General features: G+C 71.0%; 15 protein-coding genes. 7 read left to right on the forward strand and 8 right to left on the reverse strand.

Annotated features, from left to right (window positions below; translation table 11 throughout):
- Positions 1–81 precede the first annotated feature (81 nt).
- A complete protein-coding gene (locus ACIRP2_RS12700; RefSeq protein ID WP_404249208.1) occupies positions 82–624 on the forward strand; it encodes a hypothetical protein in 543 nt (180 codons plus the stop codon).
- 54 nt (positions 625–678) lie between these two features.
- On the opposite strand, the gene ACIRP2_RS12705 is transcribed toward ACIRP2_RS12700, so the two are convergent.
- The 3 genes from ACIRP2_RS12705 to ACIRP2_RS12715 form a co-directional block, all read right to left on the reverse strand.
- Positions 679–1,251, reverse strand: coding sequence for a cob(I)yrinic acid a,c-diamide adenosyltransferase (locus ACIRP2_RS12705; protein WP_404249210.1), 573 nt, complete (start codon positions 1,249–1,251; stop codon positions 679–681).
- A gap of 61 nt (positions 1,252–1,312) precedes the next feature.
- The gene (locus ACIRP2_RS12710) at positions 1,313–2,062 is read right to left on the reverse strand and encodes an ABC transporter permease (RefSeq protein ID WP_404249212.1); all 750 of its coding nucleotides are present in this window, start codon (positions 2,060–2,062) and stop codon (positions 1,313–1,315) included.
- Positions 2,063–2,234: 172 nt separating this feature from the next.
- Entirely contained in the window at positions 2,235–3,017 is a 783-nt protein-coding gene (locus ACIRP2_RS12715) for an ABC transporter ATP-binding protein (protein ID WP_404249214.1), read from the reverse strand.
- A gap of 82 nt (positions 3,018–3,099) precedes the next feature.
- On the opposite strand from ACIRP2_RS12715, the gene ACIRP2_RS12720 reads away from it, so the two are divergent.
- The 4 genes from ACIRP2_RS12720 (at position 3,100) to ACIRP2_RS12735 (ending at position 8,111) form a co-directional block, all read left to right on the forward strand.
- Positions 3,100–3,741, forward strand: a complete 642-nt coding sequence (locus ACIRP2_RS12720) for a TetR/AcrR family transcriptional regulator (RefSeq protein ID WP_404249216.1) — start codon at positions 3,100–3,102, stop codon at positions 3,739–3,741.
- A gap of 166 nt (positions 3,742–3,907) precedes the next feature.
- Positions 3,908–4,756 carry a 3-hydroxyacyl-CoA dehydrogenase family protein gene (locus tag ACIRP2_RS12725; RefSeq protein WP_404249218.1) on the forward strand — a complete coding sequence of 283 codons (849 nt, stop codon included), beginning with the start codon at positions 3,908–3,910 and terminating at the stop codon, positions 4,754–4,756.
- A 236-nt stretch (positions 4,757–4,992) separates the two neighbouring features.
- Positions 4,993–5,316, forward strand: a complete 324-nt coding sequence (locus ACIRP2_RS12730; RefSeq protein WP_072486732.1) for an STAS domain-containing protein — start codon at positions 4,993–4,995, stop codon at positions 5,314–5,316.
- 242 nt (positions 5,317–5,558) lie between these two features.
- Entirely contained in the window at positions 5,559–8,111 is a 2,553-nt protein-coding gene (locus tag ACIRP2_RS12735; RefSeq protein ID WP_404249220.1) for an ATP-binding protein, read from the forward strand.
- A gap of 65 nt (positions 8,112–8,176) precedes the next feature.
- On the opposite strand, the gene nucS is transcribed toward ACIRP2_RS12735, so the two are convergent.
- Positions 8,177–8,848, reverse strand: a complete 672-nt coding sequence (nucS, locus tag ACIRP2_RS12740; protein WP_365690084.1) for an endonuclease NucS — start codon at positions 8,846–8,848, stop codon at positions 8,177–8,179.
- A gap of 262 nt (positions 8,849–9,110) precedes the next feature.
- On the opposite strand from nucS, the gene ACIRP2_RS12745 reads away from it, so the two are divergent.
- Entirely contained in the window at positions 9,111–9,503 is a 393-nt protein-coding gene (locus tag ACIRP2_RS12745) for an SCO5389 family protein (RefSeq protein ID WP_030971516.1), read from the forward strand.
- A 303-nt stretch (positions 9,504–9,806) separates the two neighbouring features.
- On the opposite strand, the gene ACIRP2_RS12750 is transcribed toward ACIRP2_RS12745, so the two are convergent.
- Positions 9,807–10,850: an LLM class flavin-dependent oxidoreductase gene (locus tag ACIRP2_RS12750; protein WP_404249222.1), complete on the reverse strand. Its 1,044-nt coding sequence runs from the start codon at positions 10,848–10,850 to the stop codon at positions 9,807–9,809.
- A 212-nt stretch (positions 10,851–11,062) separates the two neighbouring features.
- Between ACIRP2_RS12750 and ACIRP2_RS12755 the strand changes: the two genes are divergently transcribed.
- A complete protein-coding gene (locus ACIRP2_RS12755; RefSeq protein WP_376560080.1) occupies positions 11,063–11,392 on the forward strand; it encodes an ATP/GTP-binding protein in 330 nt (109 codons plus the stop codon).
- A gap of 30 nt (positions 11,393–11,422) precedes the next feature.
- Here ACIRP2_RS12755 and ACIRP2_RS12760 read toward each other — a convergent pair whose 3' ends face one another.
- The 3 genes from ACIRP2_RS12760 to ACIRP2_RS12770 form a co-directional block, all read right to left on the reverse strand.
- Positions 11,423–12,280: an ABC transporter permease subunit gene (locus tag ACIRP2_RS12760; protein WP_404249224.1), complete on the reverse strand. Its 858-nt coding sequence runs from the start codon at positions 12,278–12,280 to the stop codon at positions 11,423–11,425.
- Entirely contained in the window at positions 12,277–13,416 is a 1,140-nt protein-coding gene (locus tag ACIRP2_RS12765) for an ABC transporter ATP-binding protein (RefSeq protein ID WP_404249226.1), read from the reverse strand. Before ACIRP2_RS12765 ends, ACIRP2_RS12760 begins: the two co-directional genes overlap by 4 nt.
- A 203-nt stretch (positions 13,417–13,619) precedes the next feature.
- Complete coding sequence (locus ACIRP2_RS12770) at positions 13,620–14,399, reverse strand: ABC transporter permease subunit (RefSeq protein WP_404249228.1); 780 nt, start codon at positions 14,397–14,399, stop codon at positions 13,620–13,622.
- Between the last annotated feature and the right edge of the window lie 3 nt (positions 14,400–14,402).

Below are 14,402 nucleotides of genomic sequence, written 5' to 3' on the forward strand. Positions count from 1 at the left end.
TGCAGTCGCGGTTCGTCACTGGTGACGACGATTCCGGGCTTCCCGGACGGAAGGCTGGAGGGGACGGGAAGGAGAAGTGCCGTGATCGTCACGCTGATCGTGCTCTGTGAAGTCGGCTTCTGGGTGTTGCTGGCCGTGGGGCTCGTGCTGCGGTACCCGGCGAGGAAGCCGCGACTGGGTGCGGCCGTGCTGCTGTGCGAGCCGCTGCTGGAGGTCGTGCTGCTCGTGGTGACGGCCATCGACCTGAAGAACGGGGCGGAGCCCGACTGGAAGCACGGACTCGCCGCGGTCTACATCGGCTTCACGGTGGGGCTCGGCCACTCCACGATCCGCTGGGTCGACGCCCGGGTCGCCCACCGCTTCGCGGGCGGTCCGCCGCCGGTGAAGCCGCCGAAGTACGGGATGGAGCGCGCGGCGTACGAGTGGCGGACCGCGGCGCGCTGGACGGTCGCGGCGGTGGTGGCGCTGGCACTGCTGCAGGCGGCGATCTGGTACGTGGGCGGGGACGGGGACGTGTCGTCCCTCCAGGCGTGGCAGCAGAGGATGCTGTTCGTGATCGGGCTCAATGTGGTGATCGCGGGGAGCTACACGCTGTTCCCGAAACGGGAGGGAGCGCGGCGCTGAACGGCCGGACGGGCGCTGCGGACCGGGCCCGTCCGGCGTCTTCGGCACGCATGGCTACCGCTCGCCGCCCGGTACCCACAGCACGTCGCCGACCTCCTTGTTCGCCGTCCTCGCGAGGATGAACAGCAGGTCGGAGAGCCGGTTGAGATACGTCGCCGTCAGGGCGTTCATCACCTCGCCGTGCACCTCCAGCGCCGCCCAGGTGGACCGCTCCGCGCGCCGGACCACGGTGCACGCCTGGTGCAACAGCGCCGCCCCCGGCGTACCGCCCGGCAGGATGAAGCTGCGCAGCTTCTCCAGCTCCTCCAGGAAGTGGTCGCAGTCCGCCTCCAGTTTGTCGACGTAACTCTGCTCGACCCGCAGCGGCGGGTACGCGGGGTTCTCGACGACCGGGGTCGACAGATCGGCGCCCACGTCGAACAGGTCGTTCTGCACACGGACGAGGACCTTCACGACGTCCTCGGGGAGTTGGCCGAGGGCGATCGCCGTACCGATGACGGCGTTGGCCTCGTTGGTGTCGGCGTACGCCGAGATCCGCAGATCGGTCTTGGCGGTCCGGCTCATGTCGCCGAGGGCGGTGGTGCCCTGATCGCCGGTGCGGGTGTAGATACGTGTCAGGTTGACCATGTGACCAGCCTAGGGTCTTTCGTTCGGACCGAGCCCGGCACGATCCCGACGAGAGGCCTGCTCACACCCCGGCCCGGCGGAAGACACGTGCGCCCACCGTGACGGCGAGCGCCGCGAAGCCGAGCGCCACCAGGACGCCGTACAGCATGTGCGCGGTGGCGTACGAGCCCACGTACGCGTCCCGTACCGCGTCCACGAGATAGCGGAACGGGGTGAGGTGGGAGAGCACGTCCAGCCAGCCGGGGCCCAGCGTCATCGGCAGCATCAGGCCGGAGAGCAGCATGGCCGGCATGGTGACCGAGTTGATCACCGGTCCGAACTCCTGCGGCGTACGGACCTTCATGGCCAGGGCGTACGACAGGGAGGCCAGCGAGACCGTCAGAAGTCCGACGAACGCGAAGCCGATCAGCACCCCCCACAGCGGGGCGCGCAACCCCATGACCAGGGCGGCGAGGACCAGCAGCACCGCCTGGAACATGAACAGCAGCGCATCCCGCAGGACCCGGCCCAGCAGCAGGGCGGTCCGGCTGACCGGGGTCACCCGCATCCGCTCCACCACCCCGTTCGAGTTGTCGATGATGACGGCGAACCCGGCGAACGAGGCTCCGAACAGGCCGAGTTGGAGCAGCAGTCCGGGGACCAGGATCTGCCAGGAGTCACCGGTGGGACCGAGTGGCAGTCCGGTGAGCAGCGGGCCGAAGAAGAGCAGGTACAGCAGAGGCATGAGGATGCCGAAGAGGATCTGGAACCTGGAGCGCAGGGTCTGCCGGGCGTACCGGCCGAAGACGAGCGCGGTGTCGTGGAGAAGCATCGGATTCCTTCGGGTCGGCGGGGACGGTGCTGTGGCCGGGAGGCTCGCGGCGTCCGGCGCGGTGCGTCGCGAGGCGGAGGATCGCCCTCGTGCCGGCCGCACTCGGGTGATGCGGCAACGCGGCGGGGTGCCGTGCGGCGCCGGCGGCCGGTGACCCTTTCCGGTCACGGCACTAGACGGCGACGGGAGCCGTATCGGCGGGCATGGCCGAACGCCCGGTGATCGCGAGGAAGGCGTCCTGGAGCGAGGCGTCGGCCGAGCCCGCGTACCGGGTCTTCAGGGCGGCGGGTGTGCCCTCCGCCGCCACTCGGCCGTCGTCGACCACGACCAGCCGGTCGGCGAGTGCGTCCGCCTCGTCGAGGTAGTGGGTGGTGAGCACGACGGTCGTGCCGGATTCGTCGCGCAGCCGGCGGACCAGCGCCCACAGATCGGCACGGCTGCCCGGGTCGAGTCCGGTGGTCGGCTCGTCGAGGAAGAGCACGGCGGGGCGGTGGGTGAGCCCCATCGCGATGTCGAGCCGCCGCCGCTGGCCCCCGGAGAGCGTGGCCGTCCGCCGGTCGAGCAGCTCCGTCAGGCCCAGGCCGTCGGCGAGTTCTCCGGCGCGGTCCGCCGCGGCGGACTTTCCGAGCCGGTACATCCGGCCCTGGGTGACCAGTTCCTCCCGCACGGTGATGTGGGGATCGACGCCGCCGGACTGGGCGACGTAGCCGCACTTCTCCCGCACGCCCGCCGGATCTTCGAGCAGGTCGCAGCCGGCGACGGTGGCCGCGCCACCGGTGGGGGCGAGCAGCGTGGTGAGCATGCGGAGGGTGGTGGTCTTGCCCGCTCCGTTGGGACCGAGGAGGCCGACGATCTCACCGCTCGCGACCTTCAGATCGATGGAGCGTACGGCCGTCACCGGGCCGCTCCTGGTGTCGAAGGTCCGGGCGAGGCCGGCCGTGCTGATGATTGACATAGCGACTACAAAAACAGAGTCAATGAAAAAATGCAATGACTCCAAATATTCATGGACCCCATGAGGGCTCTACGATGGGCCCATGGCTGAGGGACTCAGGGAGCGCAAGAAGCGCCAGACCAGGCAGCACCTCTCGGACGTGGCGACCGGTCTCTTCCTGGAACGGGGCTTCGATGCGGTCACGATCGCCGAGATCGCCCGCGCCGCCGACGTCTCGGTGAACACGGTCTACAACTACTTCCCGGCCAAGGAGGACCTCTTCCTGGACCGCAGTCGCGGCATCGTCGACCGCCTCTCCCGCTACGTCCGGGGCCGCGACAAGGGCGAGTCCGCGGCCGACGCCGTCCTGCGCGAACTGCGCATCCAGGTGGAGGGCGTGTCGCCCGCCGTCGGTCTGATGGAGGGGTACGCGCACTTCGCGCGGGTCGTCGAGGGTGCCGACGGGCTCAAGGCCCGCCTCTGGCAGGTGCAGCAGGAGGCGCTGCTGCATCTGGAGACGACGCTCCAGGAGGAATCCGGAGCCGAGGCCGGCGACCCGACCCCGGTCCTGGTGGCGGGTCAGCTCTCCTGGGTGCAGAGCACGCTCATGGGGTACATCGGCCGTGAGATGGTGGCGGGCCGCGGGGCCGCCGAGGTGTCCCGCGACGCGCTCGTCCTGCTCGACGAGATCGAGGACCTCCTCGGCGAGAAGGTCCTCAACTACGCCCGGCGCGCCGCCGAATGACGCATGCCGGTGTGATGTCCGTCATGTGAGACGTGACGCGCATCTCTTCACGGCCACAGGGCCCCTCGCGGGTACTAATCTCCGCCGAAGAGCATGCGAACAACCGTCAGGACCGGGCCGTGCAGGGACCAGCTGCAGGGGCGAACAGAAACCAAGGGGTGCACACGTGGCCAGGAAGCTCGCCGTCATCGGAGCCGGACTCATGGGATCCGGCATCGCGCAGGTCTCCGCCCAGGCGGGCTGGGACGTCGTGCTGCGGGACGTCACCGACGAGGCCCTGACCCGTGGTCGTGACGGCATCAAGGCCTCCTACGACAAGTTCGTCTCCAAGGGGAAGCTGGAGGCGGCCGACGCCGACGCCGCGCTGGCCCGCATCACCACCACCACCGACCTCGACGCGGTCGCCGACGCGGATGTCGTCGTCGAGGCCGTCTTCGAGAAGCTCGAAGTGAAGCACGAGATCTTCCGGGCCCTCGACAAGATCGTCCGGGACGACACCGTCCTCGCGTCCAACACCTCCGCCATCCCGATCACCAAGATCGCGGCCGTGACGGAGCGTCCCGAGCGCGTCGTCGGTGTGCACTTCTTCTCGCCGGTCCCGATGATGCAGCTCTGCGAACTCGTCCGCGGCTACAAAACCAGTGACGAAACCCTCGCCGCCGCACGGGAGTTCGCCGAGTCCGTCGGCAAGACCTGCATCGTCGTCAACCGTGACGTGGCCGGCTTCGTCACCACCCGGCTGATCTCGGCGCTCGTCGTCGAGGCCGCCAAGCTGTACGAGTCGGGCGTCGCCTCGGCCGAGGACATCGACATCGCGTGCAAGCTGGGCTTCGGCCACGCCATGGGGCCCCTCGCCACGGCGGACCTGACCGGCGTCGACATCCTGCTGCACGCCACGAGCAACATCTACACCGAGTCGCAGGACGAGAAGTTCGCCGCCCCGGAGCTGATGCGCCGGATGGTGGACGCAGGTGACATCGGCCGCAAGAGCGGGCAGGGCTTCTACACGTACTGATCGTTTTCGGTCCTCCGGTCGCCCGATCCGCCGTCGGTCGGGCCCGGAGGTCCGGGGGGCGTCTTTCGGATCCGGTGGGCCCGCTCGGGTCCTTGCCGGGCCTTGGTCACTCCACGGAGTGAATTCGGTATCGGTTCGCTTACAGACGGCAACTTCCCTGTCTCCGTCACAGTCAGTTGTGGGAGAGACAGAACAGACGGACGAACCTTTCTACGGAGAATTCCCGGGGAGCGCATATGCACATCAGGGGCGACCACGCCGAGCTGGTCGTCGGGGGCCGCCTCGACGTCCGAAGCGCGGCGGACGCCCGTACGGCCCTGCACTCGGCCCTCGACGACGGAGTCGGCGACCTGGTGCTCGACCTGACCGAGCTGGATTCCTGGGACGCCACCGGGCTCGGCGTCATCATGGGCGCGCACCGCCGGGCCGGACGGGCCGGACGACGACTGGTGCTCCGCGGCGTGCCGCCGCAGATGCAGCGCCTGCTCGTGGCGACCCGGCTGCACCGCATCCTGGCGATCGAGGGCGGAATCGCCGCGGACTCCCTGCCGCGCGTCTGAGGGCCCGCCCGAAGCGGCCCGGCCCCGGCCGTACGGTCGGCCGAAGGTGCACATTCCGTACGAGAACGTGCGCTTCGGGCGGCGTGGACCCCCGACTGTGCGCGGAGACGGTACGACGGTCTAGGGTTCGGCCGTCCGCCGATTGACGGGAACCCACCGGGCGGACACCGGACCGGAGGCGACAGCGGGGCGTGCGAGGCCGGGAGGGGCAATCGTGCGCGACGCGTCTGGGGGCTTTGGTGATGGACCCGACACCTCGGGGGCCGGAAGAGTACGGCCGGGACAACGACGGCTTCGGCGAGGAGGCCGACCGCCGACGACCGTCCGGCGATCCTTCCCCGAGCTCTCAGCTCCGTTCGAGCAGGGGAGGCCCCGTCCCGGGCTCCCAGCTCCGTCCGGGCGGCGGAGGCCCCATGAGTCCGGATTTCGGTCAGCAAACGCCGCAACAGGCACGTGTCGTCCGGCTCGTATCGGGTGCCCACCTGCTCACCGTCAACCCGGTCGACGGCAGCGAGGTCGAGCTGTGCCCGCCGGGGGAGGAGCCCGAGCCCCCGGCCCGGCGCACCGCGGCCCAGCGCGCCGACCGCGAACGCGCCACCGCGCCGCCCGTGCCGCCGGGACCGCCCGCCCCCCGGCTGCCGCTCCTCGAACGTGCCGAGGAACGCGAACGGCTGGTGCGCCTGCTGGCCCGCGGCCGCTCGGTACGGCTCACCGGACCGGCCGGATCCGGCCGCACGGCGCTGCTGAACGCCGTCGCCGACGACTGCGCGGACCTCGCGCCCGACGGAGTCGTACGGCTCTCCGGCTGCAAGCGGACCGTCACCGACCTGCTGTACGGGCTCTACGAGGCCGTCCATGACGCACCGCTGCACCGGCCCGACCGCGCCGGTCTCCTCGACGGGGTGCGGCGCATCGGCGCCGTCGTCGTACTCGACGACCTGGAGGTCGGCGGCGGCGCCCTGGAGGAGCTGCTCGACGCCACACCGGAGTGCGCGTTCCTGTTCGCGACGGATCCGGATGTCGCCGCTCCCACCGCCGACTCGTACCTCGAAGAGGTCTTCCTCGCGGGTCTGGGCCGCGGTTCCTCGCTCGAGCTGCTGGAGCGGGTCGTCGAGCGTCCGCTCACCGACGAGGAGGCGAACTGGGCGGGAGACCTCTGGTTCGAGTCCGAGGGGCTGCCGCTGCGCTTCGTCCAGGCCGGTGCCCTGCTGCGCCAGCGCGACATGCTGCGCGCCGACCCGGAGGCCTACGAGGGCCTCGACGGCCGGAGCGCCGAGGCGCCCTTCGGACACGACGAGGCCGTCGACGGCGTCCACATCCCGCTGCCCAGCCTCGGCGAGGGCGCGGCGCCCGCCGCGCTGCTCGCCTCACGGCTGAGCGGCCCCGCCCGGGACACCCTGCGCTTCGCGGTCGCACTGGGCGGCGAGGTACCGCACCAGGCACATCTGCCCGCGCTCGTGGGGGACACCCACGCCGACGCCGCGCTCGGCGAACTGGCCGGCTGCGGGCTGCTCTCCCCGGCCGGCCCGCGCTACCGGCTGGCCGCAGGAGTCGTGACCCAGCTGGAGGCCGCCGGATACGGGGACGACAGCACCGACCGGGCACGGACGGCGGCCCAGCACTACACCTGGTGGGCCGGCCACCCCTCGGTCACCCCCGCACGGGTGACCGCCGAGGCCGACGCCGTCATCGCGGCCATGACGCGACTCGTCCCGGGCGACGGGGCGGGACAGACCAGCGTGGCCGTGCTGCTGGCCCGCAGCGCCTCCCCGGCCTTCGCGGCAGGACTGCACTGGGGCGCCTGGGAGAGGGCGCTGAGGATCGGTCAGGAGGCGGCCAGGATCGCCGGAGAGGTCGCCGAAGAGGCGTACTTCCACCACGAGTTGGGTGTTCTGGCGCTCTGCGACGGCAACCCGGACCGGGCCAGGGCGGAGCTGGAGACATCGATCAGCATGCGCGGGGTGCTCGCCGACAAGTCGGGCGCGGTGGCCGGACGACGCGCGCTCGCGCTGGTCGCCGACCTCTCCGGCAGTCTGCTGCCCGGCGGCCGCACCCCGGGCGTCGAGGACACGCCGGTCGCACCGTACGAAGCGACCGTGCCGCCCGTCGCCGGTCCCGCGACGGCCGTGACACAGGCGTTGTCGCGGCCGTACGAGGACGTCACCGCGGTGATGTCGCGGCAGAACGCCCCCGCGGCCCCCGAAGGCGCGCGGCGCGGTCGGTTCGCGGCGCTGCGCGGGGCCCGGCGCAATCTGGCCGCGGCGGGCGCGGGCGTGCTCCTCGTCGGCGTGCTCGGCACGGTGGTGGCGCTGGGGATGACGGGCGACCGCGACACCCCGCGGAATCCCCGTGTCACGACCGAGGAATCGGTGGGCCGGGACGACACCGGGGACGGAGCCCCGGCCGACGGCTCCACGGACGGCCCGGCCCCCGCGGACGCGACGACCGGTGACAGCGCGGGGACGCCGAGCCCCTCGGACGTCCGGACGACGCCGAGCGGGAGCGCCACGCCGTCCACGGACCCGACGGGGCCGGACGACACCCCGTCGTCGTCCACGCCGTCCAGCGGCAAGCCGTCGTCCGGCAGGCCGACCGGATCGTCCGGCCCGACGAAGTCGCCCACGCCGACGAAGCCGGGCAAGCCGAGCCCGAGCCCGTCGGACCCCGACTCCCCGGACCCGACGGAATCGGTCAGCGAGCCCCCGCCGACCTCGCCGGACACCTCCGACTCGGCGAGCGGCCCCGCCGCCTCGTCCCCGGCGGCGGGCCCGGACAGCGGTCCGGCGGCGGCCTGAACCACCCCAAGAACGCCGGACGCCGGACGGGCCGGGCCCGTCCGGCGTCGACAGGGACCGGAAGGTCAGAACAGGCGAAGCTTGTCGTCCTCGATGCCGCGCAACGCGTCGTAGTCGAGCACCACACAGCCGATCCCGCGGTCCGTCGCCAGCACCCGGGCCTGCGGCTTGATCTCCTGCGCGGCGAAGATCCCCTTCACGGGGGCGAGATGGGGGTCGCGGTTGAGCAGCTCCAGATAGCGGGTCAGCTGCTCCACGCCGTCGATGTCGCCGCGCCGCTTCAGTTCCACGGCCACGGTCTGCCCGTCGGCGTCCCGGCACAGGATGTCGACCGGTCCGATGGCGGTGAAGTACTCGCGGCGGATCAGGGTGTAGCCCTCGCCGAGTGTCTCGATCCGGTCAGCGAGGAGTTCCTGCAGATGCGCCTCGACGCCGTCCTTGATCAGCCCCGGGTCGACGCCCAGCTCATGGGACGAGTCATGGAGGATCTCCTCCATCGTGATGATCAGTTTCTCTCCCGCCTTGTTCACCACGGTCCACACACCGGCGGTGTCGTCCGTGCCCTCCTTGAGCGTGCACGGCGGTGACATCCAGTTGAGCGGTTTGTACGCCCTGTCGTCGGCGTGGATCGAAACACTCCCGTCCGCCTTCACCAGGATCAGACGGGGAGCGGAGGGCAGGTGGGCCGTGAGCCGGCCGGCGTAGTCCACGGAGCAGCGGGCGATGACGAGACGCATGGTCGGCAACGCTACTCGACGACGGGGGCTCCACGCGATTCTCCCTCCGTCGCCCGCCATCGCCCCCGGACCGGGGCGTTCCGGGCTTGCCCCTCTTTGCTCCCCTTCGTTATTGGCCGGTTGTGTTCCCAATCTCCTGGTGCGGCCAGGACTGCGCCCTTACCGTGTAAGCGGGAGGTCGCCGTGTGTGCACGCTGCGTCGCCGTCCTCCTGCCCTGCCCGTAAGGCCCCGGCCCGCGTCGGGGTCGCGAGAGGAGAACCCATGTCGCTCGACGTCTCACCGGCGCTGTTGGAACAGGCCGAGCGAGGCGAGGTCGACGAAGCCGACTTCGTCGACTGCGTCCGGACCTCCCTGCCCTACGCATGGGAGATGATCAGCTCTCTGGTGGCTCAGCTGAAGGTCGACGGCGGAGAGTTCGCCGACAACCAGACGCCGCCGCCGGACGAGCAGGCACGTGGTCAGCTGCTGCGCGCGCTCGCGAGTGATGCGATACGCGGCGCGCTGCAGCGGCACTTCGGGGTGCGCCTGGCATTCCAGAACTGCCACCGCGTCGCGGTGTTCCCGCTGGACGCCTCGGTCGACGAGCGTCTGGCCCGCTTCACCTCGGTGAGGGGCCAGTTGCTCAACCAGTCGCCCGAACTCCGGGACTGCTAGGCCGTGTCGTCCTAGGGGGGCGTTCCCGCGCCTGTCCGGCGGATCAGGGTCGGACGGGGCGCGGCGTCCCGCGCGGCGCGTCGCGCGATGCCGGAACTCCCGGACGGAGTCACGCCTGCTCGAACGAGGTCGTGAGTTCGGGGTGCCCGTTCGGATGTTCCGGCAAGGCCGCGGGATGCCGTGCCCGGCGTCGCGCCCCCGGCCATGAGCCGCCGGACATGTGCGAACGCCGCCGGCGCCGTTTTGGGGCGTGGGAGGCGCGACCGGCTCCGGGGCGGCGGCCCCCGTACCCCTGACGAGTTCTCATGTGAGCAGCGGCAGCACTTCGGTGCCCAGCCGCGCTACGTTCTCCTCCGTGGCCGCCAGATCTCCCGAACCCTCCGTCAGGAGCGCGAAGCGGGTGATGCCTGTCCGCTCGGCCGTGGCGGCGAGCCGGTCGGCCGCCAGCCGGGGCGGGCCCACCGGATGAATGCCGCAGAGCAACTCCGTGTAGGCGACCGGGTCGCGCATCACCCGGTGCCGGCCGTCGACCGTCACATGGGCGTCCAGACCCTGCCGCAGCCAGCCGGGCATCGCCTTCACGAGCGTCTCCGCGGCCTCCTCGGAACGGTCGGCGATCTGGGCCACCCCCGCGGACACGTGTCCGGCCTCGCGGACGCTCTCGGGGGAACGGCCCGCGGCGAGGGCCGCGGAGCGCCACAGAGCGACCATCTCGGCCTTCTCCTCGTCACCGCAGTGCATCCCGAGCAGCATCGGCAGACCGTTCTCAGCGGCGAGCCGTACCGTCTTCGCGGAGGTGCAGGCGACGACGACCTCGGGGCCGCCGGGGCCCTCGCCGCCGTCCCGTTCGAGCAGTTCGTCGGCCCGGGGGACCACCGCCACCTCGCGGAAGCCGTAGCGCTCGCCGTTGCCGGCGACCCGTGCTTCGCGCAGCCAGTCCAGCAACAGCGCCAGGTCCTCCGGGAAGCCCTTCTCGTACGCCTCCAGGCCTCCTCCGAACACCTCCAGGTCCACCCAGGGGCCGCCCCGGCCGACGCCGAGCGTGAATCTGCCGCCGCTGGTGAGATGGAGCAGCGCGGCCTGTTCGCCCAGCGCGACCGGGTGCTGGGTCGGCAGCACGCTCACCGCCGTACCCACCCGGATCCTCCGGGTGCGGCCGAGCAGCAGCGCGGCCAGTGTGACGGCGGACGGACAGACCCCGTACGGCACGAAGTGATGTTCCGCCAGCCAGGCCGAGTCGAGGCCGGATTCCTCCGCGACCTCGGTGGACCGGATCGCGCGATACAGCGCTTCTCCGGGTCCCTGCCCCGGAAACTGGGCTGCCAGTACGAACGTTCCCACACGCATGGCCAATTGCCTCCTTACGGCCGACGCGGCTCTCCCCTACCGGCAACAACGTCTGACACGTGCCAAAGGCACGGTCCGGTGACAGGTTGTTGCGATTTTCCGGTAACCCACTCCCTCCGGGAGGCCGCCCCGGACGGTACGGGACGCCCGCATCGGCCAAATGGCCCTACGCTGGACGGGAACTGCCCAGCCCGCCCCGTGTGAGGTGTCACGTGTCCCCGCGCCGCAACCGCCCCCGAGGCGGCGAGAGTCCCCACGACAGCGCAGTGGAGCCGGGTGCCCGGTACGGGGGTGGCGGGCGGACGGAGGAGTGGCGGGGCGAGGAGTGGTCGGTCCGCCCGGTGAGTGGCGCGAGCGCGGCCGGAAAGCGCTACCGCTGTCCGGGCTGCGACCAGGAGATCCCGTCCGGCGTCCCGCACCTGGTGGCCTGGTCCGAGTACGGCGGCATCGACGACCGCAGGCACTGGCACAAGGCCTGCTGGAACGCGAAGGACCGCCGCACCACACAGGTGCAGCGGTCCAGGAACGCGCCTCGCTACTGAGGTTCGGCGGCCGGCCCGGCCGGCGACCGGTCACACGTCGCGCTGGTCCAGCGTCGCGTAGGCGGCGACCATGGCAGCGGCCGTCAGCCCGAGCATGATCCACAGCGGGTCCCAGCCGGACGGCCCCGACCCGGTCACCGAAGTGTCGTAGAACGCGCTGAGCTGGCTGGGGATCGAGTACTCGAAGAGTGCCTGGCGCAGATCGGCCAGCGAGTCCGAGAACATGAACATCGCCAGCACGAGCGGCAGCAGCACCACCCCGATCATGATCGTGATCGCGCCCGCGGAATGCCGGATGAGCGCACCGATCGCCAGCGACAGCAGGCCCAGCAGCGCGATGTAGAGGCCGACGCCCACCGTGGCGCGCAGCCAGTCGTCGCCGCTGGGCTCCTTGCCGTCCAGCATGGCCACCTGCACCGCACCGACCACGGCGGTCACCACGGTCGTGATGGTGAAGGTGAGCAGGAAGAAGACGATCGCCTTGGCGGTGAGCACCCGGCTCCGGCTGGGGCAGGCCGTCAGCGTCGTGCGGATCAGGCCCGTGCTGTACTCCGAGGCGATGGTCAGCACGCCGAGCGTGATCACACAGATCGAGCCCAGGAGCACGCCGAAGAAGCCGAAGCTGAGCTCGGGGACATCGCCGATGACGGCGTCGGTCATGCTCAGCAGGACCGCCGCCATGATGCCGAAACCGAGGAGCAGCACGACCAGGACGCCGAGCGTCCACATCGTCGAGCGCACGGAACGGATCTTGGTCCACTCGGAGGCGAGCGCGTCGCCGAGGGTGGCCGCGCGCACCGGGATCGGGGACGCGTAGAGCCCGTGCATGTTCTCCTGCGGCGCGGGGGGCTGCTGGTACGGCGCCTGCGGGGTCGGCGGTGTGGTCATCGGGCGTCCTCGCTGGTCTCGCTCTTGGTCAGGTCTGCGGGGGCTGCGGCGGCCTCGGGGGCGGCCGGGGCCCCCGCGTACGGGTTCTGTCCGGGCGGCGGAGGGGCGTACCAGCCCTGCTGCGGCATCTCCGGGACCGGCTGCTGGGGCGGCGCCCCGTAACCGGGCTGCGGTCCGTAGCCGCCGTGCACGGGCTGCTGCAGCCCGGCCTTCTGGTCCTCCGTCGAGCGGTAGTCCACGGCGCCCTGCGTCATCCGCATGTACGCCTCCTCCAGCGAGGCCTGGTGCGGCGAGAGCTCCCACAGCCGGACATCCGACTCGTGGGCCAGATCGCTGATCCGCGGCAGGGCGAGCCCCGTGATCCGCAGCGCCCCGTCCGGCTCCGGCATGACCTGGCCGCCCGCCTCGGTGAGCGAGGCCGTCAGCTTCTCCCGCTGCTCCGGCACGCCGTCCGCGACCCGCACCCGGGCGAAGTCCGCCGAATTGGCGGAAATGAAGTCCTTGACACTCATGTCGGCGAGCAGTTGTCCGCGGCCGATCACGATCAGATGGTCGGCGGTGAGCGCCATCTCGCTCATCAGATGGCTGGAGACGAAGACCGTACGGCCCTCGGACGCCAGCGTCTTCATCAGGTTGCGGACCCAGAGGATGCCCTCGGGGTCGAGGCCGTTGACGGGCTCGTCGAAGAGCAGCACCTGCGGGTCGCCGAGCAGTGCCGCCGCGATGCCGAGCCGCTGGCCCATGCCGAGCGAGAAGCCCTTGGAGCGCTTCCGCGCCACCTCGTGCAGACCGACGACACCGAGCACCTCGTCGACCCGGGCGGCCGGGATGCCGGCGAGCTGGGCGAGCGAGAGGAGGTGGTTACGGGCGCTGCGGCCGCCGTGCACCGCCTTCGCGTCCAGCAGCGCACCCACCTGCCGCGGGGCGTTCGGCAGGCTGCGGAAGGGGTGGCCACCGATCGTGACATGGCCGGCCGTCGGTTGGTCCAGGCCCAGCATCATGCGCATGGTGGTGGACTTGCCCGACCCGTTGGGACCGAGGAATCCGGTGACGGCACCCGGCCGCACCTGGAAGGAAAGGTTGTACACGGCCGTCTTCGCGCCATAGCGCTTGGTCAGGCCGACTGCCTCGATCATGCTCCAGCCCCATCGACTCTTGTCCGTCGTCGGGGCCCAGGCCGTTCGGCCGCACGCCCCCCGTAAGAGTTAGGAGGATATCCAGGCCTTGACGGTTCCGGCCAAGTCGTTACAGGAGCGCATCGTTCCGCGTCGGAGCGGACGGGACGCTTCCGACCGCGGCGTGCGAGGCTCTCACCGGCGGTGCGTCCCGCCCGCACCTGTCATGCGTCCCGCGTCTTCAGTACGAGATAGCCGCCGACCAGTGCCGCCGCCACCCAGGCGAGCAGAATGCCGAAACCGCCCCATGGCCCGTACGGGGCCGGATTGCTGTTCATGGCGTCGGGCACCACCTGCATGATCTTGGACCCGGCCTGGTCGGGGAAGTAGCGGGCCACCTTCTTCGCGCCCGGTACCGCCGACAGGATCTGGGAGACCAGGAAGAAGAACGGCATCAGAATGCCGAGCGACAGCATGGAGCTGCGCAGCATCGCCGCCACGCCCATCGAGAAGATCCCGATCAGGCCCATGTAGAGGCCACCGCCGACGACCGCGCGCAGCACGTGTTCCGCACCGATGTCCGTGCGGTGATCGCCGAGGAGCGCCTGTCCGAGAAAGAACGAGACGAAGCTGGTGACGATGCCGACCACCAGGGCCAGCACCCCGGCCACGGCGACCTTGCTGAAGAGGAACGAGCCGCGCTGCGGCACGGCGGCCAGCGAGGTGCGGATCATGCCCGAGCTGTACTCCGTACCGACCACCAGCACACCGAAGACGACCATGGCCAGCTGGCCGAGGACCATCCCGGAGAAGCTGATGAGCGTCGGGTCGAAGGTGGCCCTCTCCGCCGGGGGAAGGTCCTTGAACTGTGCGTTCATCAGGGCACACAGCGCCGCACTCATCGCGACGGTGACCACGAACGCCGAGATCAGGGTCCAGACGGTCGAGGAGACCGTGCGGATCTTGGTCCATTCGGAGGTGAGGACCGCGGGTACCGATGCCATCGT

The sequence above is a fragment of the Streptomyces sp. NPDC101194 genome (assembly GCF_044767885.1).
Taxonomy (GTDB): domain Bacteria; phylum Actinomycetota; class Actinomycetes; order Streptomycetales; family Streptomycetaceae; genus Streptomyces.

What these genes read in the sequence shown, in the direction of transcription:
- ACIRP2_RS12730 (WP_072486732.1), top strand. Translation starts at nt 4,993, where the DNA reads ATGCACATCAGGGGCGACCACGCCGAGCTGGTCGTCGGGGGCCGCCTC.
- nucS (WP_365690084.1), bottom strand. Translation starts at nt 8,848, where the DNA reads ATGCGTCTCGTCATCGCCCGCTGCTCCGTGGACTACGCCGGCCGGCTC.
- ACIRP2_RS12770 (WP_404249228.1), bottom strand. Translation starts at nt 14,399, where the DNA reads ATGGCATCGGTACCCGCGGTCCTCACCTCCGAATGGACCAAGATCCGC.
- ACIRP2_RS12765 (WP_404249226.1), bottom strand. Translation starts at nt 13,416, where the DNA reads ATGATCGAGGCAGTCGGCCTGACCAAGCGCTATGGCGCGAAGACGGCC.
- ACIRP2_RS12720 (WP_404249216.1), top strand. Translation starts at nt 3,100, where the DNA reads ATGGCTGAGGGACTCAGGGAGCGCAAGAAGCGCCAGACCAGGCAGCAC.
- ACIRP2_RS12735 (WP_404249220.1), top strand. Translation starts at nt 5,559, where the DNA reads ATGGACCCGACACCTCGGGGGCCGGAAGAGTACGGCCGGGACAACGAC.
- ACIRP2_RS12750 (WP_404249222.1), bottom strand. Translation starts at nt 10,850, where the DNA reads ATGCGTGTGGGAACGTTCGTACTGGCAGCCCAGTTTCCGGGGCAGGGA.
- ACIRP2_RS12760 (WP_404249224.1), bottom strand. Translation starts at nt 12,280, where the DNA reads ATGACCACACCGCCGACCCCGCAGGCGCCGTACCAGCAGCCCCCCGCG.
- ACIRP2_RS12705 (WP_404249210.1), bottom strand. Translation starts at nt 1,251, where the DNA reads ATGGTCAACCTGACACGTATCTACACCCGCACCGGCGATCAGGGCACC.
- ACIRP2_RS12715 (WP_404249214.1), bottom strand. Translation starts at nt 3,017, where the DNA reads ATGTCAATCATCAGCACGGCCGGCCTCGCCCGGACCTTCGACACCAGG.
- ACIRP2_RS12710 (WP_404249212.1), bottom strand. Translation starts at nt 2,062, where the DNA reads ATGCTTCTCCACGACACCGCGCTCGTCTTCGGCCGGTACGCCCGGCAG.
- ACIRP2_RS12745 (WP_030971516.1), top strand. Translation starts at nt 9,111, where the DNA reads ATGTCGCTCGACGTCTCACCGGCGCTGTTGGAACAGGCCGAGCGAGGC.